This is a genomic window from Marivivens aquimaris, assembly GCF_015220045.1.
Classification (GTDB): Bacteria; Pseudomonadota; Alphaproteobacteria; order Rhodobacterales; family Rhodobacteraceae; genus Marivivens; species Marivivens aquimaris.
On the sequence record NZ_JADBGB010000002.1, the window covers coordinates 55,147 to 72,376 of the forward strand.

A 17,230-nucleotide genomic window follows, 5' to 3' on the forward strand; every position below is an offset into this window, starting at 1 on the left:
TGCGTCAGCGGAAATACTCTTAGAGTTCAAACAAACGAAAGTGCTGGAAGCTAGGAGCAAGCAGCTTCAACGCAGCGAGATGACAAAGTCGGCAAAATCGGTTTCGACCTGACGGTGAGACGCGGTGATGATGACTGCGTTCGGCAAAATTGCCCGAATATTGCTCAGCACTTTCAATGCAGTAGAGGCATCTAGCCCTTCGGTCGGCTCGTCGAGCAACAGCACCTGAGGTTGCCGCAGCAGCGCCCGCGCCAGAGCGACGCGGCGCATCTGGCCACCCGACAAACTCTCTCCGCCGATGCCGGTTTTCATGTCGGGTCCGCCGCGGTCGGCAGTCGCTGAAGTGAGGTCCATCGCCTCCAGCACCGCGGCTAGATCGGCATCAGAGGCATGTGGCGCGGCCAACAGCAGGTTATCCCGCAGCGTGCCGTCGATCAGCGCGGTGCGCTGCGGAACGAAGGTCACGATCTCGCGCAGGTCGTGTTCGGAGTAGGCGGCGACGGGCGCGCCGTTAACCATGATTTTGTCCGAAGGCAGCAGCCCCGCGATCCGCTGGAGCAGCGTCGATTTACCCGCGCCCGAGGGGCCGATCACAGCTGTCATCGTACCGGGTTTCGCAGTGAAAAGCGGCATCTCGACTGAGGGCACTGACTGCGCGGGAAGGGGCTTTGCCTCTGGCTCCGGCGTTTTAAGGCGTGCGTCGATGCGGCGCGCGGCGAGGCGCATCCGGCCCAACTCTGCCACCGTGCGGCGGAGCGGCGCGATGGTTTCGAACAGTGCGAGGGCGGCGAAAATGCCGAGGGCGGCAGTCGCGGTGGACATCTCTCCGGCGGCGAAGGTTGCGCCCGCCCAGATCGCTCCCGCCGTCACCAGCGCTGACAGTGCGGCCAGCGCAAAACCCGTCCGCCGCTCGATCCGGTCCAGTTTGCGGCGCGTCGCATGGCGGTCGCGGATGAGGCCTGACAGCGTTTCGGTCTGCGCTTTCATCTGGCCGTAGACCACCAGATCAGTACGCGCGCGGATCATGTCGACGATGCCCGAACGGATCGCTTGCGCTTGCTCTTCCTCCCGCGCCGAAGGCTTGGCGGCAACTCGCAGCGCGATGGTAGAGATGACAGCCGCACCAACCAGCAAGCCGCCCGCGACGATCACCGCGACAGTGAAATTGACCAACACCCAGAGCGCAAAAAACGCCACCAGCAGCGCCAGCGTCCCCGCCCCGACGGGCAGCACCAGCCGCAGCGGAATGCCGTCCAGCGCCTCCACATCCGAGGTCAGTTGGTTCAGCGCCTGCGCGCCGCGCAGTTTCTGTTGTTCGCGGAACGGCGCGAGGATCAGACGCCCCAGCAGTTCGACCCGCAGTGTCGCGATCACGCGCAGCGTTGCATCATGGCTCGCAAGACGCTCGCCATAGCGCGCTGCCGTCCGCCCGAGAGCCAGCACCCGCACGCCTGCCGAGGGGCCGAAGGCGCTGAGTGCGATCCCGGCCCCCGCCATGCCAGCCGCGGCGGCAGCGGTGATGAACCACCCCGACAGGCTCAGCAGACCGATGCCCGCGAGCAGCACGACCAGCGCCAAGACGGCGCCGACGATCATCGAGCGCCGCTGACGTTTCATCATCAGGACAAAGATGCGCAGGAGGGCGGTCATGCGGCCTCCAACCGGATCACGCGGTCCATGCGGGCCGCCAGTGTTTCGTCGTGCGTCGCGATGAGCAGCGCCGTGCCGCGCGATTGCAGCGCCAGCAAGCCGTCGGTTACGATCTTCGCCGTCTCCGCATCAAGGTCGGCAGTCGGCTCGTCGGCGAGCAGCAGGGCAGGGCGCGCATGGATGGCGCGGGCGAGGGTGATCCGTCGCGCTTCGCCGCCCGAAAGGCCCCCGCCGGTTTCGCCCAGCACGGTCGCGTCGCCCTCGGGCAGGGCCGAGACGACCTCGAGCACGCCCGCAGTGCGCAGCGCCTCGGTTATGTCGTCGTCCGAGAATGCGACGTTGCGGCGGAGCGTTTCGCCAAGGAAATGCGGGCGCTGCGGCATCCAGCCAAGCCGTTCGCGCCACGCTTTCGCGGTGTCATCCGCCAGCTTGAGCCCGTGCACCGTGATCCGCCCGTCCGAAGGCTCTAGCAGTCCCGCCACAGCCGCAAGCAGCGTGGATTTGCCCACGCCCGACGGCCCGACGAGCGCAACCGACTGCCCCGCCGTCAGCCCGAAATCGGGATAGGAAATACGGGTTTCACCGCGATTGATCGTGACGCCAGAGACCGCGAGGGACATGTCCCCCGCCAGCGGCGTCGACCCCTGACCGAGAATCGGCTGCAACTCTGCCTCGTCCCATTTCGCGAAATCCTTGGCCAGTGCAGCGGCCGATGCGCGGTCGTGCCACGCCGCCGACATATCGCGGAGCGGTTGGTAGAATTCGGGCGCGAGGAGCAGCAGGAAGATGACCTCGAACGGGGTCACGGGATCGCCTGTGGCGCCGAAAGTAATCTCGCCCAGCAAGGAAAAACCAAGGAACACAGCGATCATCGCGATGCCTATAGCGGAGAAAAGTTCAAGCAGCGTGGACGACAGAAACACAATCCGCAGCACCGCCATCGTCCGCGTCCGCAGGCTGTCAGCGCGGGTCGCGAAATCGGCCTGCATCCGCTCTCCGGCATTCAGCAGCCGCATGTCCAGAAGCGCGTTCAGTCGGTCATAAAGCAGGTCATTCATCGACGCGACTTCGTCGAGTTGCTTTTCACTTGCGGACTGTGCCGCCTTGCCGACAAGAGCCATGAATACGGGGATCAGCGGGCCGGTGATAAGGAAAATCAGACCGACGACCCAGCTGTAATAAAACGCGATCACAAGGATCACGATAGGGACCACCATCGTGCGTGCGCGGGCCGGAAAGAACCGCGTGAGATACGGCTGGAGGATGTCCAGTTTCTCGCCCGAAAGCGCGGCGATACTGCCCGCAGCGCCATAATCGAGCGTGATCGCCTGCGCCTCTCGCGTGACCAGTTTGGTGCGCAGAGTGCGGGTCAGGCGGTCGGCGGCCTCGAACGCGCGGCCCTCTCCGACGTAGCTCAGGCCCGCGCGGATCAGGCCGAGCACGGCGAACAGAATAGCGGCGGTCAGAGGGGCAAATCCAGCAACCTCGGCATCCAGCAAACCCGCGACGGTCCGCGCGATGACGTAGCCCTGCGCGATCCATATAAGGTTGCCCACAACGGCCAGCCCTGCCGCTTGTTTCAGCAGCGGCGCGACCGGCGCGACAAGCGTATCGAGGCTGGATTTCGGACGTCTGGCCATGCGCAGGGACATATCTAGGAAGTTGCACGTGAACAACGGAATTTCGTGCAAATCCAGTGCGGCAAATGGGTCGCGCCCTTTTCAAACGTCGGGTCCGGCATACATTCACGTTCAAGCATGTGAATTTCTAAATGTCAGGAGTGATTATGACCAACCCGATCGTCAAACCTTTCTGGGATAAACCGACCGGAAGCTGGCAGTATGTCTTCCACGACCCTGAAACGATGAAGGGCGCGATTGTCGATCCGGTGCTGGATTTCGACCCGCTCGCCGCTGCGACGGGGTTCTCGAATGCGCACCGTATCCTTGAATATATCCGCGCCGAGGGGATCGCGGTGGAGTGGATCCTCGACACGCACCCCCACGCCGACCACTTCTCTGCCGCGCCGTATCTGGCCGATATCCTGAAGGCCCCGCGCGGGATCGGAGAGAAGGTCCGCAAGGTGCAGGCGCTCTGGAAAGAGATCTATCACCTCCCCGATTTCCCGACCGATGGCTCGCAGTGGGACCGTCTGTTTGCGGACGGCGATGAGTTCAAGGTGGGCAATCTGCCGGTGAAGGTCATGTTCTCGCCCGGTCACACGCTGGCCTCGGTCACCTACGTCTGCGGCGATGCGGCGTTCGTCCATGACACGCTGATGATGCCCGATGTGGGATCGAGCCGCGCCGATTTTCCGGGTGGCAGCAGCGCCGAACTGTATCACACCATCCAGCGCATCTTTGCCCTGCCCGAAAACACGCGTCTGTTTATCGGTCACGACTACGCGCCCGATGGCCGCGAGGAGCAATGCGAGGCGACCGTGGCGGAGCACAAGGCGCGGAACAAGCACTTCAAGGATAACCCGTCCGAAGCCGAATACCGCGCGGTCCGTGAAGCGCGCGACGCGACGCTTGGCTTGCCGGAGCGGATGCTTGCCGCGCTCCAGATCAACATCCGTGGTGGCCGCCTTCCGGAGCCTGAGGCCGATGGCCGTTCCTACCTGAAAATCCCGCTGAACTACTTTGAATCGCGGGCATAAGGGCCTTAAGTCGTGCTGACGATCCAGCTGGGGCGGATGCCGCTGGCCTCGATAAACGGGGTCACGTCATAACCGCTGAACAGCCCGTGATCGGTGATCAGGATCGAGCCGATGCCCGCTGCAGCGCCGCCCAGAACGTCCGTATGCAGCGTGTCGCCGACCATCGCGATGCGGCTGCGGTCGATGCCGTTCAGGCGGGCGAGGGCGGTTTCAAACGCGTTGCCGAAGGGCTTGCCGTAGAACTCGGGCGTCATGCCTGTCTCGGCCGCGATGCGATGCGCGAAGGTGCCGGGTTCGATGGACAGGTCGTGCTCGCGCGGCGCGACGAGGTCGGGGTTCGCGACGACCAGCGGGCGGGGATTGTCCTTGAGCGCAGCAATCAGGCGGTCGGTATCGGCCTCTTCCCACCGTTCGGACGACAGAAGGATGAACCCGCTCGCGGTGTCATAAAGCGACGCGTCATCCAGCAATTGACCCAAACGGACACCCTCGGGCGCATCGCTGAAATCGTCAGCCTCGGTCGCGGCGGCGGCCCAATATCCAGGAGGCAGCGCGGCAAAGGCGACGTCGCGGCTGGAGACGACTTCCTCAGCGGTGAAATCGAAGCCCAGACGGTGGTACTTCGCCAGCACCTTTTCGCGGGTGTAGCTGGCGGCATTGGTCAGCAAGACGAGCCGTTTGCCCTTCGCCCGCAACTCCGCAATCCGTTCTACCGCGCCATCAATCGGCGTCTCGCCGCGGTTCAGAACACCGAAGGCATCGAGGATATAGGCGTCGAAATCATCCACCGTGTCCGACAAATCGCGGCCCGTTTTGGACGCTGCGGGAAAGCTGGCAGAGGGGAAACTGGCGCGGACGTTTTCGTACTGCGCAAAGGCCTGTTCGGTATTCATAAAACTCGGTCTGGTCATGGTTTCGGCGGGAGAGCAGATAGCCCTCCCGCCGATCCGTTAAAGTATCTTTTTGCGAAGGTAAGACGACACGACTTCGCCAAGGATCACAAGGGCCAGAATGGTCAGCAGCACCATCGAAACCTCGGGCCAGTTGAACGTGTCGATCGCGCCCTGAAGGATCATCCCGATGCCCCCCGCACCCACAAGGCCGAGCACCGTGGATTCGCGCAGGTTGATGTCCCACCGCAGGATCGCCACGGCAAAGAACGTCGGCATAACTTGCGGCACGATCGCGTAGAGCACGATCTTGAACCGCGAGGCGCCGCAGGCTTCGAGCGCTTCGACAGGCTTGCGGTCGATTTCCTCGATCGCTTCGCCGAGCAGTTTGCCCAAGAACCCGATGGAGCGGAACATGATCGCGACGATACCCGCGACGATACCGGGGCCGAAGATCGCAACGAACAGCAGCGCCCAGATGATCGTGTTCACCGACCGCGACGACACGAGGATGAAGCGGCCCACCCAGAGGAAGAACTTGTTCGGGGTGGTGTTCTGCGCCGCGATATAGGCGACAGGCAGCGACACGACGACCGCGATCAGGGTGGCGAGCGTGGCGATGTTCACCGTCTGCCAGATCGCTTCAAGGATCGACGGCAGGTTCTGCGGATCGGGCGGCATCATGCGGCCAAAGAGGTCGCCCATCTGCGACGGCGCATCCCAGACCCACGCCCAGATGACGTCGATCGAACTTAGCGCCCACGCAACGATCAGGGCAGTGAGGGCGAAGCCTCCGTACCGGATCAGGCGCTGTTTGGGGGTGAAGCGGGACCACTGGTCCAGTTGGCTATGAACTGAGGTATTCATTATGCGATCCGCTTTCTGACAACGCCGCTGACGGCTTCGGAGATGAGGATGACGCCCACGATGACGATGGTGATGGCCAGCGCGAAGTCGTAGTCATAGCGGCCAAAGGCGTTCGCCAGCGTTGCACCGATCCCGCCCGCACCAACGATGCCGACCACGGCAGAGGCGCGCAGGTTACTGTCGAGCTGATAGATGCCCAGACCCACGAGCCGCGGCATGATCTGCGGAATAATCGCGTAGACCAGCGTCGGAATGAACGCCGCACCTGCGGCGCGCATCGCCTCGACCTGACCGAAGTCGATCTCCTCGATCCGTTCGGCGAGCAGCTTGGCGACGAAACCGACGGAATAGACGACCAGCGTCAGAGCGCCCGCGAAGGGGCCGAAGCCGACGGCTTTGACGAAGATGATCGCGACGATCACGGGGTGGAAACTGCGGGCGATGATGATGATCGCACGGCCGACGATATAGACGGGCTTCACCGCGATATTGCTTGCCGCCATAAAGGCTAGCGGCACGGACAGCGCGATGCCGCCAACGGTGGCGAGGATGGCGATCTTCAGGCTTTCCATAAAGCCGTCGAACAGCAGTCCTGCGCGGTCGAAATTCGGCGGGAATGCACCGCTAAAAATGCGCTGCGCACGGGTCATGCCGTCCGACACGCGGTCCCAGTCGATGGGCAGCGTGGCGAGCGTGAAGACAACGTAAACCGCCGTCACGATATAGAGGCCGTACCGCAAAACGGGGTTCGCGATGAACGGCGGCTTGCGCCAAGTGTCGGGCTGCGTGCTCATGCGGCGGCTCCGACGGCGGCGCGGTCCTGTGCGGGAACGCCGGCGTAGATCTCGTCCATCTCGGTCTTGGTGAGCTGTTCCGGCTTGTCATCGAAAATGATGCGGCCATAACGCATCCCGACGATGCGGTCGGAGTATTCCTTGGCCTCGGTCACGTTGTGGATGTTGATGATGACAGGCAGTTTCAACTCGCTTGCCAGATCGCGGAGCAGCGACATGATCTGTTCGGAGGTCTTTGGGTCGAGCGATGCGGTCGGCTCGTCGGCGAGCAGAATCTCGGGGCGCTGCATCAGGGCACGCACCACGCCGACACGCTGGCGTTCACCGCCCGAAAGCTCGTCCGCACGTTTGTCCGCGTAATGGGCGATGCCGACGCGTTCCATCAGTTCATAGGCACGGCGGATGTCGTCCTTGGGGTAGCGGCGGGTCAGCGCGGACCAGGTCGAAATGTAGCCCAGACGGCCCGACTGGACGTTTTCCATCACGGTGAGGCGGTCAATGAGGTTGAAGCCCTGAAACACCATGCCGATGCGGCGGCGGGCAGCGCGTAATTCGCTGCGTTTCAGGGTCGTGAATTCGGTCCCGTTGAGATTGATCGACCCTGATGTCGGCTCGACCAGACGGTTGATGCAGCGCAGCAGGGTACTTTTGCCCGCGCCGGACGATCCGATGACCGAGGTGATCTGGTCGCCCTCGACGGTCAGGTCCAGCTCTTTCAGGACGGGGTCGCCCGATCCGTAACGCTTTGTCAAATTGTTGATTTTTAGCATGAGTGCCTCTGGGACATAGCACGGCCATGCCTCTGCCGGATGTGCGTCCGGCAGAAACGTGGAGGAGCCGTGTGGCTGTCCGGTCGGCAAAATGACCGACCGGACGCTGGTGGTGGGAGAAACTTAGTTTCCTGCGAGGCCCTGCGGCGTGTACTCGACGCCGTTGGACGCTTGGATCTGACGGATAACCGCCCACTGATCCTTGTAGGTGATCGGGATGAACTTGCTCACGCCTTCGAATTCGTCGCCAAGCGCGGTGCCAGCGAAGTCAAAGGTGAAGAAGGCTTCCTTGATCTTCTCGGCCAGCTCGGGGTCGAGGTTATGCGCAAGGTTGAACGAGGTGGTCGGGAACGGGTCGCTTTCCCAGATCATGCGGACGTCCGCCGGATCGTAGAGCCCGCGTTCCGCCATGCGGTCCACAACTTCGGACGCAACCGGAGCCGCATCGTAGTCACCCGCGACAACGCCCAGCATCGACTGGTCGTGCGAACCCGAGTAGATCACTTCGTAGTCCTCATCCGGCACAACGCCGAGGTCGGGGAACAGCGCGCGCGGCGCCTGGTTGCCCGAGTTCGAGGTGGGCGAGGTGTGTGCCACCCGGCGGCCTGCGAGGTCGGCGACCTCTTCGATGTCGCTGTCCGACTGGGTGAAGACCTGCAGCTTGTAGCCGAACTGGCCGTCTTCTGCGCCCATGATCGCGAATGGCACCGCACCGGCGAGGTTCACCGCGAACGGGGTCGGACCGGTCGAGAAGCCGGCAACGTGCAGACGGCCCGAACGCATGGCCTCGACCTCGGCAGAGTTCGACTGGACCGCAAAGAACTGTACGTCCTTGCCGGTGGTCTCCGAAAGGTGCTCGATGAACGGCTCCCAGATGTCGGCATAAACGGCCGGATCTTCGACTGGGGTGTAGGCGAACACGAGCGTGTCAGGATCGCTCAACTGCGCCGGATCGGTCGGCGTATCGGCCACAAGGTCGCCGTTCGCGTCGCAATAAAGCGTGTCTAACGCACCCTGATTGGCACAATCCTGCGCCGAAGCTGCGAATGCGCTGATGCTGAGTGCGCCCAGTGCCGTCGCGGCACGGGTGATGAATTTGGTCATATAATTTCCTCCCTTGGACGCGGCGACCCGATCTTGTTCCTCGTGGGCCACCTGCGTTGGTAGGGCCACGATAGAAGCGCTCCGATCCCGATGGCGAGGCGTAGTGTGTTAACGAAAACCGCTCCAGACTGCCTTCGGGTTAACAATGTTACAATCCGGTTTGCTCTGCTTAAACTGGCCGGAAATCTGCGCTATCAACTCTGACCGGCCCCCATTCAGGCCGGACATAAGCCAAGCACGTAGCAGGAGGAGAGTTGCATGCAGGCCGGCAAGGGAGAGCCGACAATCGCCATCGTCGACGACGATCCGCACGTCCGTGAAACGCTGTCCGCGCTCATGGTCGAAAGCGGGTTCGGCGTCGTGACATGCGCCGACATTCCGAGCTTTCACGCGCTTGGCGACCCGCCGCCCGTGGACCTTGTTGTGATCGACCTGCGGCTCAGCGGCGAGTCCGGCTTAACGCTCGCGATCCATATCCGCGAACGCTACGAGATCCCGATTGTCATGCTGACAGGCGTCGGTAACGAAATCGACCGTATTATCGGACTGGAAACCAGTGCGGACGATTACCTGATCAAACCTTTCAATCCCCGCGAACTGGTCGCCCGCATCCGCGCGGTCCTGCGCCGTTACGGTCACAGCAGTGCCAAGCCCGCGACGAACGGGCAGGCGATTGCCTTCGGCGCCAAGAAACTGGACCTCGAAAGCCGGCGGCTATTGGACGGTGAGAACGAGGAAATCCCGCTGACCAACGCCGAATACCGCCTGCTCGAATTCTTCGCCAAGAACCCCGAGCGGGTCATCACGCGGCCCGAACTGCTCGAAGAACTCGGCTCGGATATGGAGCGTTACGTGGACCGCACCATCGACGTGCTGATCCTGCGCCTACGCCGCAAAATCGAGCCTGTTCCGTCCAAACCCGTGCATCTGCAAACCCGCCGGACCCGCGGGTACGTGTTCCAACTGTCCCCAAGCTGACGATGGGTTTCATCCGCAACCTCAGCGTTCGTTTCCGCCTGTCGGCCGCCATCGCGGTGCTGTTCACGCTCATGCTGCTGGTCAGTCTGATCGGGATGCGCGTGCTGAACCGGACCGAGTTGTGGATGAACGTGCTCCATCAGGACACGCTGACCGAGGTCTCCGCCGCGCTGACACTTTCACAGGAGTCCTCCGACCTCGCGACTTCCGCGCCGTTTCTTTTCGCGCTGTTTGCCCCTTTCCAGCTCGAGAAAGAGGCGCAGAGCATCCGCGAAAACCTCCAGCGGATCGAAGAGCAGTCCGTGGGTGATCCCGAACTGGCCCTGCCGATTGCGCGGCTGCGGTTGGCCATCGACGATCTGACCCGCGCGCTGCTGCCGCAGACCGAACGCAAGGCCGCGCTGGAGGCCGTCGACCGCGAGATGGTGCGCCTGAACAACCGCGTGCGCAGGTTGGCGAATGACGAGAGCCTGCCGCTGGAAGATCGTCAGCAATGGGCCGACCTGCAACAACTCGCGATCAACGCGCTAGGAGCCGCGCGGGCCGATGCGCTGATTGAACTGGGCGACTTCAGCCGAATTTTCACGCAGCGCCGCGCGCAGATTGGCGACCTGTCCCCTGACCAGCAGACTACGCTGGGCGAACTGGACGAGGCTATGCAGCGCAGCGGCGGGCTTTTTGTGCTGAAATACAACGATCTGGCGGCGCATCTTGATGCCGAAAACGCGCTATTCCGCATCCGTCAGGAAACGAGCCGCATCAGCACCTACGCCGAAGCCAAGGTCACATCGGCTCAGGAACGCCTGAGCCAAGCGCGGATGGACACCTCGCGGAACCTCGAACTGGCGAAGAAATCGTTCTTTGCTTTCATCCTCGCCAGCCTTCTGGTTGCCGTGAGTTCCGCCATCTACGTGTCCCGCTATGTGGCGAGGAACATTCAGGAAATCGCTGGCAAGATGCGCGAACTGGCCGCTGGAAACCTGCGGGCCGACCTGCCGAACAAGGTCAATTCCGACGACGAGATCGGGCAGCTTTATGCGGCCTTCGATGTGTTCCGCGAAAACGCGCGCAATCTGGACCGCCGCACGGGGCAGATCAGGCATCAGAACGCGCTCTTTTCCCGTGTTTTCAATAACATCAGGGACGGTGTTGCCGTGGCCTCTGCGAACGGGCTGATCGAGGCGGAGAACGCTAATTTGCGCAAACTCCTCCGCCTGCCGCCCGACACGACCAACGGACCGAACCAGATGGACGAGCTGATCGCGCGGTCCCGCTTCACCCGCCAACCGACCGCTCGCGAGGTGGATTTCGAGGAATACGCCGACCCCGACGGCAACATTGTCGAGATGCGGCAATCCCCCCTGCCGAGCGGTGGCACCGTCTGGCTGGTCTCCGAAACCACCGAGCGGAAAAAGGTCGAAGCGCGGCTCGAAGAAATCCGCCGTGTCGAGGCGCTCGGCAAGGTGTCGGGCGAGATCGCGCATGATTTCGGCAACATCCTGTCGAGCATTTCCGGCAACCTGCACCTGATGGAAAAAGCCGACGCCGACCGTGCCCGCGCCCTGCGCCAGCGGATCGGGTCTGCGCTCGATCTGGGTGTTTCGCTGACAGAACGGCTGCTGGCTTTTGCCCGCAAACAGCACCTCGCGCCGCAGGTGACGGACATTGGCGAGCTGGTCGAAGGTATGGCCGATCTGCTGGAAATCGCCGTCCCGAGCACGGTAGAGATCGCGATCACCGTGCCTGAAGCACCCTCGCTCAGCCTTGTCGATCCGGGGCAGCTGGAAAGCGCGATCCTGAACCTTTGCGTCAACGCGGGGCAGGCGATTGACGGGGCGGGGCGGATAGAGATCACTGTTGCGGCGGGCGATGGCACGACCGTGACCATCGCGGACAACGGGCGCGGGATGACGTCGGAAACGCTCCGCCAAGCGACCGAGCCGTTCTATACCGCACGCGCCGATGGGCAGGGGACGGGCCTCGGGCTGTCGATGGTGGACGGGTTCGTGCACCAGTCGGGCGGCAATATGACGATCACTTCGGACACGAGCGCCGCCGCGCATGGTACCGTCATCACGATGACCTTCCCGCCCGTCGAGGCGGTCGCCGGACCGCAGCCCATGACCACCGGCACCGCGCTCGTCATCGACGACGACCCTGCCTATCTGGCCTCCGTCGCGCATATCGCCAAGGAGGCGGGCTACACCGTGCGCCGCGCGCAGACGTTTGCCGAAGGGCTCGCGATGTTGGAGGCTGAGGAATTCGCGCTCGTTATCAGTGACTTGAACCTCGATAGCGGGAATTCGGGCTGGGATATCCTCAGCGCCGCGCAGGTCCGCAATCCAGAAAGCCGCCTTGTCATCATGTCTACCCGCGAAATTCGCGGCGGGGCGAACGGGCTACAGGCTGCGACGCTCAAAAAACCGTTTTCCGATGCCGACCTGCGGCGGGTGCTGATGTGAAAAAGGCCGGAGCGTGAACTCCGGCCTTTCCATTCAAAGCGTCTGCTGGACTTCTTCCATCCAACCGAGCCGCATTTCCGGCACCGATTTCAGCAGCTTGTCGGTGTAGTCGTCGAACGGCGGCGCGAGCACCTTCGACTTCGGACCGTAGCGTACCAGCTTGCCGAGGTGCATCACGGCGATGCTGTCGGCGATGGCGCGAACGGTGGCGATGTCGTGGGTGATGAACATGTAGGACACATGCTCGCGGTCCTGCAAATCCTTGAGAAGACGCAGGATTCCGTCAGCCACCAGCGGGTCGAGTGCGCTGGTCACCTCGTCGCAGATGATCAGCTTCGGCTTGGCCGCGAGGGCACGGGCGATACAGACACGCTGCTTCTGGCCGCCCGAAAGCTCTGCCGGATAGCGGTCGATAAAGCCTGCGCCCAGTTCGATCTCGTCGAGCAATTCGACCACGCGGTTGCGGAGTTCCTTGCCCTTCATGCCGAAATAGAACTGGAGCGGACGGCCGATGATCGTGCCGACGGTCTGGCGCGGGTTCATTGCGACGTCCGCCATCTGGTAGATCATCTGCAATTCGCGCAGATCGTTGCGGCTGCGGCCCTTGAGGTCACGCGAAAGTTCGCGATCGTCAAAGGTAACGCGCCCCTTGATCTGCGGCAGAAGCCCCGTGATCACGCGCGCCAACGTGGATTTACCCGAACCGGATTCCCCCACGACAGCCAGCGTGGTGCCGGGCTGGATCGCGATGTTGATGTCCGAAAGCACCTCGCGGTCCATGCCGGTGTAGCGGGCATGGAGGTTTGAGGCTTCGAGCACCGGTTTGTCATCGCTGACCTTTTCGGTGTGATCCTTGGCCGTCACCGAAACGAGCGCAGCAGTGTATTCCTCGCGCGGGGCGGTGATGATCTGCTCGGTGGTGCCGTATTCGACCGTCTTGCCGTGGCGCAGAACCATGATGTCGTCGGCGATCTGGGCCACGACCGCGAGGTCGTGCGTGATATAAAGCGCCGCAACGCCCTGATCACTGATCGCGGCCTTGATCGCGGCCAGAACACCAAGCTGCGTGGTCACGTCGAGCGCGGTTGTCGGCTCGTCGAAGATCACCAGATCGGGCTGCGGACACAGCGCCATCGCGGTCATCGCGCGCTGAAGCTGACCACCCGACACTTGGTGCGGGTAGCGGTCGCCGAAGTTTTCGGGCTCGGGCAGGCCGAGCTTGCGGAACAGATCGACGGCACGCGCCTCGGCTTCGGCTTTGCTGGCCTTACCGTGGTAGAGCGTGGCCTCAATGACCTGCTCCATCAGCCGTTTGGCAGGGTTGAAGGCCGCAGCGGCGGATTGCGCCACATAGGTCACTTCGGCCCCCCGCAGCTTGCGCAGAACGCCGGACTTGGCGTTGCGGATGTCGCGACCATTGAGGATGATCTCCCCCTCGGTCAGTTCGATCCCGCCGCGTCCGTAGCTCATGGCAGAGAGGCCGATGGTGGACTTGCCTGCACCGGATTCCCCGATGAGGCCAAGCACCTTGCCCTTTTCCAGCGCGAGCGACACGCCGTCCACGATGGTAATCCGCTGGGGCGGCTCGCCCGGCGGATAACTGGTCGCCTCGATCTTGAGGTTGTTGATTTCCAGCAGGTTACCCATTGCGGCCTCCTTTCAGCGACGAGGTACGGTCGAGCACCCAGTCGGCGACGAGGTTGACGCTAATCGCCAGTGCGGCAATCGCGATGGCAGGCAGCAGGGCCGCCGGAATGCCGTAGACGATACCGTCCTTGTTTTCCTTCACGATCCCGCCCCAGTCGGCTGCGGGCGGCTGAACGCCAAGGCCGAGGAACGACAGAGTGGACACGAACAGCACCATGAAGATGAAGCGCATCCCTGCTTCCGCGACGAGCGGCGACAGAGCGTTGGGAAGGATTTCGCGGAAAATGATCCACGCACGGCCCTCGCCGCGCAGACGGGCCGCCTCGACGTAGTCCATAACCTCGATATCGCTGGCGACGGCACGGGATAGGCGGAACACACGGGTGGAATCCAGAAGGCCCATCACGAGGATCAGCACAGGCAGCGTGACCGGCATGACCGACAGCACGACAAGCGCGAAAATCAGCGTCGGGATCGCCATGATCAGGTCGACAAACCGCGACAGAAGCTGGTCGATCCAGCCACCGATCACGGCAGCGAACAGACCCAGCACAGAGCCGGTGACAAAGCTGACCACAGTTGCGGCGATGGCGACGAAGATCGTCGTCTGGCCACCCCAGATCAGGCGCGACAGCAGGTCACGACCGATGTTGTCGGTGCCCAAGAGATGCTCTGCCGACGCGGGCTCCCACACATCGCCGACGATTTCGCTGACGCTATAGGGGGCCACCCACTGCGCGAAGATCGCGCACAGAAGGAACAGGGTAGTGATAAGAAGCCCGATCAGGGCGGGGAATGGTACACGCCTCATTTCGGATGCCTCAGTCTCGGGTTTGCGAGGATCGAAACGATATCCGCAAACATATTCAGAAGGATGTAAACCGCCGCGAAAATCAGGCCGCACGCCTGCACGACAGGCACGTCACGCTTGGCAACGTGGTCCACAAGGTACTGGCCCATGCCGGGGTAGACGAAGACCACCTCGACCACGACCACACCCACAACGAGGTAGGCGAGGTTGAGCATGACCACGTTGACGATCGGCGCGATGGAGTTCGGGAACGCGTGGCGCCAGATCACCTGAAGCCGCGGGATGCCCTTCAGCTCTGCGGTTTCGATGTAGGCCGATTGCATCACGTTCAGCAGCGCCGCGCGGGTCATACGCATCATGTGCGCGAGGACCACGAAAACGAGCACTGCAACGGGGAGCGTGATGGCGTGGAGCTTGTCCCAAAAGCCCATGCTGCTGTTGAGCATCGCCACCGACGGCGCCCAGCCGAGCTTTACCGCGACGAAGTACATCAGGATGTAGCTCATCATGAACTCGGGGATCGAAATGGCCGAGAGCGTGACGGCAGAGATCAGCTTGTCGGGCCAGCGACCACGGTAGAGAACCGAAACGAGGCCGAGCGTGATTGCGAGCGGAACGGAGATGACGGCAGCCCAAGCGGCAAGGAACAGCGTGTTGCCGAGGCGCTCTCCGATCGAGGTCGCAATATCACGGCCATTCGTCAGCGAGGTGCCGAGGTCGCCCTGAAGGACACCGCCGAGCCACGAGAAATAGCGCTGGTAGGCAGGGACGTTGAGGCCAAGCTCTTCGCGCAGGTTCGCGAGCGATTCAGGCGTCGCCGTCTGACCGAGGATCGACTGTGCGACGTCCCCCGGAAGGATTTGCGTGCCGACAAAGATCAATATCGACACGAGGAAAATGAGCAGAAGGCCCAGCGAAATTCGCTGGACCAACAGTTTAACCACAAGTGAGTTCATGCGGCCGGCCTCAGGCCAGCCAGCACTTGTGCGGTGCGAGACCGTTCATGACTTCCCAAACGCCGGACTTTTCCCAGCCCTGAACTTCGTCACGGACGCCTTCGACAAAGTCGTTGAACATCGGCAGGATCAAGCCGCCTTCGTCGCGCAGGATCTCGGCCATTTCCGAGTACTGTGCCTTGCGGGTGTCGGTGTCCAGTTCGCCCTTCGCCTTGACGAGCAGTGCGTCGAACTCTTCGTTGTTGAAGCGGGTGTCGTTCCAGTCAGCGGTCGAGAGGTAAGCGGTGGCGTACATCTGGTCCTGAACCGGACGGCCGCTCCAGTAGGATGCGCAGAACGGCTTCACGTTCCAGACTTCCGACCAGTAACCGTCAGCCGGCTCGCGCACGATTTCGAGCGGGATACCACATGCCTTGGCGCTTTCCTGGAACAGCTGGGCTGCGTCGACGGCACCCGGGAAGGCGACTTCCGACACGCGCAGTTCGATCGGCGAGCCGTCATGGCCCGACTTCTCGTAGTACTCGCGTGCTTTTTCCTGATCGTAGGTACGCTGCGGGATGCTGTCGTCGAACAGCGGGTAGGCCGCGTTGATCGGGAAGTCGTTACCGATGCTGCCGTAACCCTGAAGGATCTTCTCGACCATCTCTTCGCGGTTGATCGCATACTTCAGCGCCATACGCAGGTCGGCGTTGTCGAACGGTGCGGTGTCGCAGTGCATGATGAACACGTAGTGACCACGGCCCGAGTCGGTCTTGATCGACAGACCCGGCGCACGGCCGAGCAGACCAGCAACCTTCGGCGCAACCTGGTTGATGATGTGCACCTGACCCGACTGGAGTGCCGCGTTACGGGCGGTCGGATCGTTGATGACAGCGATTTCAACGCGGTCGAAGTTGCCGCGGGTCTGGTCCCAGCAGTCTTCGAACTTCTCGAACGCGTAACGCACGCCCGGCTCTGCTTCGACGACCTTGTAGGCTGCGGTACCGATACCGGCAGCGGGGTTGTCGCGGCCACCGTTCGGCTGGATTACGAGGTGGTAGTCCGACATCAGGTAGGGAAGGTCGGCGTTGGCTTCGGACAGTTCGACGATGAAGTCGTTGCCGTCGACCGACATGTTGGCGATGCCCTGCATGATGCCCAGAGCGCCCGACTTCGAGTCTTCGTCCGAGTGGCGCAGCATGGTTTGCAGAACGTCGTCCGCGGTCATTTCGCTGCCGTCGTGGAATTTGACGCCGGTGCGGATCTTGAAGGTCCAGGTCTTCGCGTCTTCGCTCGACGAGATGTCTTCGGCCAGACGCATGTCCAGCGAGCCGTCAGCGTTCACGTCGACGAGGGTTTCGCCGAAGGTACGGGTGACGTGGAAGGCAACCTGCGCCAGCGCCAGTGCCGGATCGAGCGATTCAGTGCTCTCGCCGCCGCCGAGGCCGAGCTTCAGCGTGCCGCCCTTGACGACTTCTTGCGCCATGGCAGAGCTGAACGGCATGTTCACAGCTGCAAATGCGCCAAAGCCGAGCACACTGGCCCGGCTCAGAAGTTCACGACGCGTCAGGCCCTTCTTCGGGGCGAAACGCTGATAGGTGCGCGGTTCATGATTATGTTTTGTCATTTCAGATCCCTGTTTTTATTTCGTTATTCGGCCACC

General features: G+C 62.5%; 14 protein-coding genes. 3 read left to right on the top strand and 11 right to left on the bottom strand.

The features are described from left to right. Positions 1-66: 66 nt before the first annotated feature. Both IF204_RS16595 and cydD read right to left on the bottom strand, forming a co-directional pair. Positions 67-1,650, bottom strand: a complete 1,584-nt coding sequence (locus IF204_RS16595; protein WP_194098299.1) for an amino acid ABC transporter ATP-binding/permease protein — start codon at positions 1,648-1,650, stop codon at positions 67-69. Next, positions 1,647-3,290 carry a thiol reductant ABC exporter subunit CydD gene (gene cydD, locus IF204_RS16600; RefSeq protein ID WP_194098300.1) on the bottom strand — a complete coding sequence of 548 codons (1,644 nt, stop codon included), beginning with the start codon at positions 3,288-3,290 and terminating at the stop codon, positions 1,647-1,649. Before cydD ends, IF204_RS16595 begins: the two co-directional genes overlap by 4 nt. A 146-nt stretch (positions 3,291-3,436) precedes the next feature. On the opposite strand from cydD, the gene IF204_RS16605 reads away from it, so the two are divergent. Continuing rightward, positions 3,437-4,309 carry an MBL fold metallo-hydrolase gene (locus IF204_RS16605; protein ID WP_194098301.1) on the top strand — a complete coding sequence of 291 codons (873 nt, stop codon included), beginning with the start codon at positions 3,437-3,439 and terminating at the stop codon, positions 4,307-4,309. A 5-nt stretch (positions 4,310-4,314) separates the two neighbouring features. Here the strand turns inward: IF204_RS16605 and IF204_RS16610 are convergent, their stop codons facing one another. The 5 genes from IF204_RS16610 to phnD all read right to left on the bottom strand — a co-directional run bounded on the left by IF204_RS16610 (position 4,315) and on the right by phnD (position 8,734). Next, a complete protein-coding gene (locus IF204_RS16610) occupies positions 4,315-5,202 on the bottom strand; it encodes an HAD-IIA family hydrolase (RefSeq protein ID WP_228069552.1) in 888 nt (295 codons plus the stop codon). 57 nt (positions 5,203-5,259) lie between these two features. Further along, on the bottom strand, positions 5,260-6,066 hold the full coding sequence (phnE, locus tag IF204_RS16615) for a phosphonate ABC transporter, permease protein PhnE (RefSeq protein ID WP_167639032.1): 807 nt from the start codon (positions 6,064-6,066) through the stop codon (positions 5,260-5,262). Continuing rightward, a complete protein-coding gene (gene phnE / locus IF204_RS16620) occupies positions 6,066-6,860 on the bottom strand; it encodes a phosphonate ABC transporter, permease protein PhnE (protein WP_194098303.1) in 795 nt (264 codons plus the stop codon). The genes phnE (IF204_RS16615) and phnE (IF204_RS16620) overlap by 1 nt, the downstream gene beginning before the upstream one ends. Continuing rightward, positions 6,857-7,630: a phosphonate ABC transporter ATP-binding protein gene (gene phnC / locus IF204_RS16625; RefSeq protein ID WP_194098304.1), complete on the bottom strand. Its 774-nt coding sequence runs from the start codon at positions 7,628-7,630 to the stop codon at positions 6,857-6,859. Before phnC ends, phnE (IF204_RS16620) begins: the two co-directional genes overlap by 4 nt. 123 nt (positions 7,631-7,753) lie before the next feature. Further along, positions 7,754-8,734, bottom strand: coding sequence for a phosphate/phosphite/phosphonate ABC transporter substrate-binding protein (gene phnD / locus IF204_RS16630; protein ID WP_167639035.1), 981 nt, complete (start codon positions 8,732-8,734; stop codon positions 7,754-7,756). A gap of 258 nt (positions 8,735-8,992) precedes the next feature. Between phnD and IF204_RS16635 the strand changes: the two genes are divergently transcribed. Together IF204_RS16635 and IF204_RS16640 are read left to right on the top strand one after the other, a co-directional pair. Continuing rightward, positions 8,993-9,712 (top strand): response regulator, encoded by a 720-nt coding sequence (locus IF204_RS16635; RefSeq protein ID WP_194098305.1) that lies wholly within the window; start codon positions 8,993-8,995, stop codon positions 9,710-9,712. Between the two features lie 2 nt (positions 9,713-9,714). Next, positions 9,715-12,174 (top strand): ATP-binding protein, encoded by a 2,460-nt coding sequence (locus IF204_RS16640; RefSeq protein WP_194098306.1) that lies wholly within the window; start codon positions 9,715-9,717, stop codon positions 12,172-12,174. Positions 12,175-12,207: 33 nt separating this feature from the next. Here IF204_RS16640 and IF204_RS16645 read toward each other — a convergent pair whose 3' ends face one another. Genes IF204_RS16645 through IF204_RS16660 form a run of 4 tightly spaced genes read right to left on the bottom strand, consistent with a single transcriptional unit; the run spans position 12,208 to position 17,194 of the window. Then, positions 12,208-13,821 (bottom strand): ABC transporter ATP-binding protein, encoded by a 1,614-nt coding sequence (locus tag IF204_RS16645; protein ID WP_194098307.1) that lies wholly within the window; start codon positions 13,819-13,821, stop codon positions 12,208-12,210. Next, positions 13,814-14,632, bottom strand: a complete 819-nt coding sequence (locus IF204_RS16650) for an ABC transporter permease (RefSeq protein ID WP_194098308.1) — start codon at positions 14,630-14,632, stop codon at positions 13,814-13,816. The genes IF204_RS16645 and IF204_RS16650 overlap by 8 nt, the downstream gene beginning before the upstream one ends. Beyond that, the gene (locus IF204_RS16655) at positions 14,629-15,588 is read right to left on the bottom strand and encodes an ABC transporter permease (protein WP_194098309.1); all 960 of its coding nucleotides are present in this window, start codon (positions 15,586-15,588) and stop codon (positions 14,629-14,631) included. Before IF204_RS16655 ends, IF204_RS16650 begins: the two co-directional genes overlap by 4 nt. A gap of 10 nt (positions 15,589-15,598) precedes the next feature. After that, entirely contained in the window at positions 15,599-17,194 is a 1,596-nt protein-coding gene (locus IF204_RS16660) for an ABC transporter substrate-binding protein (protein WP_194098310.1), read from the bottom strand. Positions 17,195-17,230 lie beyond the last annotated feature (36 nt).